The 5,435-nt window shown below is 45.3% G+C and carries 5 protein-coding genes; 3 read left to right on the plus strand and 2 right to left on the minus strand.

Annotation, left to right across the window (positions count from 1 at the left end):
• A partial coding sequence (locus tag PX636_RS20690; protein ID WP_288118626.1) for an AAA family ATPase occupies positions 1 to 1,281 on the plus strand: 1,281 nt, incomplete at its 5' end.
• A 101-nt stretch (positions 1,282 to 1,382) separates the two neighbouring features.
• Here the strand turns inward: PX636_RS20690 and PX636_RS20695 are convergent.
• Together PX636_RS20695 and acsF are read right to left on the minus strand one after the other, a co-directional pair.
• Entirely contained in the window at positions 1,383 to 1,922 is a 540-nt protein-coding gene (locus tag PX636_RS20695) for a zinc ribbon domain-containing protein (RefSeq protein WP_002797116.1), read from the minus strand.
• A gap of 156 nt (positions 1,923 to 2,078) precedes the next feature.
• Positions 2,079 to 3,155 carry a magnesium-protoporphyrin IX monomethyl ester (oxidative) cyclase gene (gene acsF / locus PX636_RS20700; protein WP_288118628.1) on the minus strand — a complete coding sequence of 359 codons (1,077 nt, stop codon included), beginning with the start codon at positions 3,153 to 3,155 and terminating at the stop codon, positions 2,079 to 2,081.
• A gap of 746 nt (positions 3,156 to 3,901) precedes the next feature.
• On the opposite strand from acsF, the gene PX636_RS20705 reads away from it, so the two are divergent.
• Complete coding sequence (locus PX636_RS20705) at positions 3,902 to 4,735, plus strand: trypsin-like serine peptidase (RefSeq protein ID WP_288118630.1); 834 nt, start codon at positions 3,902 to 3,904, stop codon at positions 4,733 to 4,735.
• 352 nt (positions 4,736 to 5,087) lie between these two features.
• Complete coding sequence (locus PX636_RS20710) at positions 5,088 to 5,405, plus strand: hypothetical protein (RefSeq protein WP_061433095.1); 318 nt, start codon at positions 5,088 to 5,090, stop codon at positions 5,403 to 5,405.
• Positions 5,406 to 5,435: the final 30 nt, after the last annotated feature.

Below are 5,435 nucleotides of genomic sequence, written 5' to 3' on the forward strand. Positions count from 1 at the left end.
AAGCCTCTTGCTGACCAATGGCAAACGGAAAAACATATCGCCGAGGAAATTAAATTATTGCGAGAAGAGGAAGAACAATTGCGCCTACAGGTGGAACAGGCGGAACGGGCTTATGATCTCAATAAAGCGGCCCAATTAAAGTATGGCAAACTAGAAATTTTACAAGGGGAATTAGAAGTAAAAGAAAAAGAACTAGAAACTATTCAAGCGGCAGGTTCGACCCTGTTAAGACAACAGGTAACTGATGCCGATATCGCCGAAATAGTTGCCCGGTGGACGGGAATTCCTGTCAATCGGTTAATGGAATCGGAACGACAAAAATTATTAGAATTAGAGTCTCATTTACAGAAAAAAGTGGTCGGACAAAATGAAGCGGTCACGGCAGTAGCAGCGGCGATTCGACGAGCGCGCGCAGGAATGAAAGATCCCTCCCGTCCGATTGGTTCATTCCTATTTATGGGACCCACAGGAGTGGGTAAAACCGAGTTAGCGCGGGCCTTGGCGGGGTTACTGTTCGACTCCGAGGAAGCCATGGTTCGCATCGATATGTCGGAATACATGGAAAAACACGCGGTTTCGCGGTTAATCGGCGCGCCTCCGGGTTATGTGGGTTACGAGGAAGGGGGACAACTATCGGAAGCGGTGCGTCGTCGTCCCTATTCTGTGGTTTTATTGGATGAAGTGGAGAAGGCCCATCGCGATGTTTTTAACATTTTATTACAAGTGCTTGACGATGGGCGCATTACTGACTCTCAGGGGCGAGTGGTGGATTTTCGGAATACGATTATCGTCATGACCAGTAATATTGGCAGTGACCATATTTTAAATGTTTCCGAAGATGCCGATTATGAGGAGATGCGGAAACGGGTTTTAACAGCTTTGCGGAGTCATTTTCGTCCCGAATTTTTGAATCGTATCGACGATTTAATTATTTTCCATACCCTCAAAAAAGAAGAATTGCGTTACATTGTTCGTCTGCAATTACAGCGTCTGGAAAGATTATTAGCAGAACAAAAAATCAATCTAGAATTAACTGCGGCAGCAGAAGATCATATCGTTACTGTTGGTTACGATCCTACCTACGGTGCGCGGCCTTTAAAACGCGCTATCCAACGGGAGTTAGAGAATCCTTTAGCCACAAAAATTCTCGAACAAGCTTTTATGGAAGGGGATACGGTGGTGATTGATTGTCTGGATGAAGTGTTAAGTTTTAGCAAAAAGGAGCTAGAAAAGGAAGAGCAAACATTAGAATTAGCTGTGGTTAACCTCAGTTCGGATTAAACCCAGACAGGGGATATATTCCCCCTCTGCGGGTCAATTCAGCCAATATAAACAAAATTTTGCCCCAAAAGGCCTGGTGAATCTAGCTAAACAGGTTTTGCCTATTGCTGTAACTGATGACCACAGCTACTACAAAAGCGATCGGTTGCCGCTACTTTTGCCCCGCATTGACGACAAAATCGGACTTTGCTGACGGTTTTTGCGTCTCCCATACTCATTTTCATCTCTCCCATCTCCATTTCCATGGGGGCAAAATTCATCGACATATTACCCATTTTCATCGGTTGCATCGGTTGCATCGGTTGCATCGGTTGCATCGGTTGCATCGGTGAGGAGGAGAAACTGGTAGCAGTGGTCGATTGAGAGGACTGAGAAACTCCAGAGGTATGAGGAGAGGAAAAACCGATACTGCTCCCTTGAATTTGGATTCTGTGGGGTCCGGTTTCAGTGATAATTTCAATAATTGCCCCTTGGGGAATTATCTCTATTTGGGGTTCTTTTGTCCAAACTCCCGTGGCAAAACTACTGCTAGACTGTTGTTGTTGTCCCACAGCACCACTAGCGAGGGTTACAATCGTCTGCGGCCCTTGATTATCGAGATAGAGACGTTGTCCTGTGGGTAATTCACTATAAATAGCCATATTTTTGACAGTGAAAAGTAAAAAGTAAAAACCTAGTTCACACCCCTAGGATCCAGTCTAGCGAGGATACAAATGTTAGAGGATTTTCTTAAGAATTTTATCGACAAAAAAAGGGTGGTTAACCCACCCTCACCATGTCTCAAGAAAACAAACTTTTTAACGGACGCTACCGGCTAATTTATCGACCCGAATCGGTTTCATCAGGTACAATTTGAGGAATTGCCAAGCGTTAGAGGCGAAGATAGGCAATTTCTTCAGGAATTTAACTGGTGCGGCACTGTTTTCGCTATCGATCGCCCGTAATCCCTCGTTATTGCCAACACAAATCTCTAGGCGATCATAAAATTCAGGACTATCCACATCGAGAACAATCGGGAAGACGCGGCCGGCGGTTTCATTGGTCTTCTCGATCACATACTTATCGTACTCGCGAGCGTCCAAACCGAGAATGGCGTAGAAACCAGAACGCTGAGTATCATTGAGATACATAGTAGCGAAGACCGAAAGCAGGAAGAAACGACACCAGAGACGAGCGCGCCAATCATTAAGAATATCAGGCTGCGCACGCATGATCGCATCAAAGAAGTCCCCGTGACGGTTTTCGTCTTGACACCAATTCTCAAAGAAGTTAAAAATCGGATAAACCCGATCTTCGGGATGTTGTTCGAGATGACGATAAATGGTGATATAGCGCCAATAACCGATTTTTTCGGAAAGATAGGTGGCGTAGAAGATAAATTTCGGTTTAAAGAAGGTGTAGTTACGGCTTTTGGTTAAAAATCCCAAGTCAAGGGAGAGGTTAAAATCCGATAAAGCCTTATTAAGGAACCCAGCGTGACGCGCTTCGTCCCGGGACATGAGGTTAAAGCATTCTGCGAGGAGGGGATTTCTGTTTTTTAAACGTCTGCCGAGTTCTTTGTAGAGAAGAAAGCCGGAAAATTCGGCCGTGCAGGATCTTTCCAGAAATTCCACGAATAAGCGGCGAGTTTCGCCATCAATATGCTCCCAAGAGCGATCGAATTCTTGATTGCGAACGAAGTGATGCCGGTTATAATCGGTACGGAATTCCTCTAAAATCGCTTTCAGTTCTTCCTCGTTAGCGGCGATCGACATTTCCGCCATCGCTTCAAAATCAGTGGTGTAGAAGCGGGGAGTGAGGATCGTTTCTTTAGCGGGAACTTTTATACCCGGACGGATTTCCTCGAATTCTGGTTTTTGGATCGTGCTGACCATAGGGATTATTGATTTTACTCTGGGATGATGATTGAGACGAGTAAAGGCTCTGAGATGATAATGACGAGCCGTGAAAAAACGGCTAGGATTCACTATAGCAAGCTCTCAGCCCTAGACTCTCTTCCTGTTCATTAAAAGTTACAACTCTTAATTAAGCTGTGTGAACAAACGCGGCTTTTTCGCTCCCAGTCTTGACAAATGTTCGGAGAGGTGGGGTGTGGGGTTTGTTCAGTGATCGGTAAACAGTCATCAGTAATCGGTGAACTGAGAAACCGTTTGTAAATTAATGTAAAAAGCTCGCCAAGTCAAGGTTTTGGCGATTTATAGAGCAAATGAACTAAAAACTCAGGATCTTTGTCAAGTAAGGACTTTGGCGATTTAAATACTTGTTTACAAACAGTTTCTCAAAGGGTAGTTTGTTGCAATGTCTTCATAATCCTATACGCAGATCGTCGTATTGTCTCTGAAATCGATTTTTGCGAATATTCAATTGGGTAGTGCACTTACGTAAAGGGCAGAGAAAAAGCGTAGTTCTGGAAGCCTGGCTGGGCAAAACCCCTAGAAATTGCCCTTATTCTCTATCCTTTAAGGAATAGGACTACCTTTAATTGAACGAAGTTTTTTCTGGAGAAATGACTATGGAAGGTCACAAGATTGTCTCATCAGAAACAAGCATGGAATATTCACAAGAGCAGCATAAAGAGACTTCCAGCGAAAATCAACTCCCGCCTCCTAAAGACGATATGGTGGCGGAGGATTTCAAAGGCATAACCGTTAGCGGTGAACTAGAAGCGGTAGCAGATTTTGACCCGTTGAGAGCGATGAAAGAATCTGGTGAATTACAGGAAGTACCTGTAACAGGAGCTCTCGATGCGCTGCCGGATGCTGGAGCGTTAGAATTTGGACTGTCGGAGACGGTCTGTGGTCGTGATGATCGCGTCCGCATTACACCAGCAACGAATATTCCCTGGCGTTGGATTTGCGAACTCATCATTACCTTCGCCGATGGCGTTCAAGCGAGGGGAACAGGTTGGTTCATCGGTCCGCGAACAGTGATGACGGCAGGGCACTGTGTTTATAGCCATTCCAATGGCGGTTGGGCGCGCTCAATTGAAGTCATCCCAGGGATGGACGGAGCCAGTCGTCCTTTCGGTTCCCAAGTCGGCACCTCGTTCCGCAGTGTATTAGGCTGGACAAGGGATCAAAATCAAGAGTACGACTACGGAGCTATTATTCTCCCAAATTGCCAGCTAGGCAATCGAGTTGGCTGGTTTGGTTTCGCTGTCTTGTCAGACAGTTCGTTGCAAGGTTTAACAGTCAACAACTCTGGCTATCCTGGTGACAAACCATTTGGAACCCAGTGGTTTAACGCGGGGGCGATTAGTACTGTCAGACCGAGGAAGATCTACTACATGATAGATACCTACGGCGGTCAAAGTGGCAGTCCTGTCTGGCGACTCCTCAATGGTGAACGCCATGCAGTAGGAGTTCATGCCTACGGCGGTTGTCCCAACAGTGCCACTCGGATTACGACAGAAGTATTCAATAATATGTTGGCATGGCGGAATATTCCTTGCTAAAGTCAATAGCCAATCGTTAAAAGTCGGCTGCTAAATAAATCACTGACAAAGAAAGGTAGGGGCGTAACGGTACCGTGCCTCTACCACAGCGGTTCTCGGTCTGATCTGGTACATGACTAAGCCTGATATCCTTGCTGTAAGCTAAACGGCGCTTAACCTGCATGATCCAACAGCTATAACCCTTTTGGAGTCTATATCGGTGATCCGAAGTAAAAGCCGTTTAGCTTACAAGGCTTCTACTATACTTCATTCGAGTGAAAACCGCTGTAACTGATACTCCTCGTAGTTACAATGAAAACAACACTGATGTAATTGTGGCTATGCAGCCTGTTTTTTTCTGGAGCCGACTGTTATGACAAGTTGCGATCCGAATCAATCTATCTCGTCACCGAATAATGCTGTTCAGGAATCTAGTGAGAGGGCAACTAAGGAGATAATAACTATCGAAGGCAAGATCTCTGAGGTCATGGAAACCTGGCCTCTGCAATTGGTGGTGACGACACCAAAGGGGAATTATTATGTTGGGCTTCTCCTAGAAACCAAAATTACTCAGCAGGGACAAACGGTTGATGCACAGAAATTGATGCTTGGCGTGGAGGTGAAGCTCCAGGGTTACTCTTCTGTTGTCAATCAATTCGCTCTAACTGCTCAAGTGATTGAGATCAAATAGCAAAATGAAGAAATTGAGGGCTTTCAGAAA

Origin of the sequence: Microcystis sp. M53598_WE2, assembly GCF_030067735.1 — a bacterium.
GTDB classification, from domain to species: domain Bacteria; phylum Cyanobacteriota; class Cyanobacteriia; order Cyanobacteriales; family Microcystaceae; genus Microcystis; species Microcystis aeruginosa.

Coding starts and splice junctions, on each gene's coding strand:
- PX636_RS20695 (WP_002797116.1), bottom strand. CDS start 1,922: ATGGCTATTTATAGTGAATTACCCACAGGACAACGTCTCTATCTCGAT.
- acsF (WP_288118628.1), bottom strand. CDS start 3,155: ATGGTCAGCACGATCCAAAAACCAGAATTCGAGGAAATCCGTCCGGGT.
- PX636_RS20710 (WP_061433095.1), top strand. CDS start 5,088: ATGACAAGTTGCGATCCGAATCAATCTATCTCGTCACCGAATAATGCT.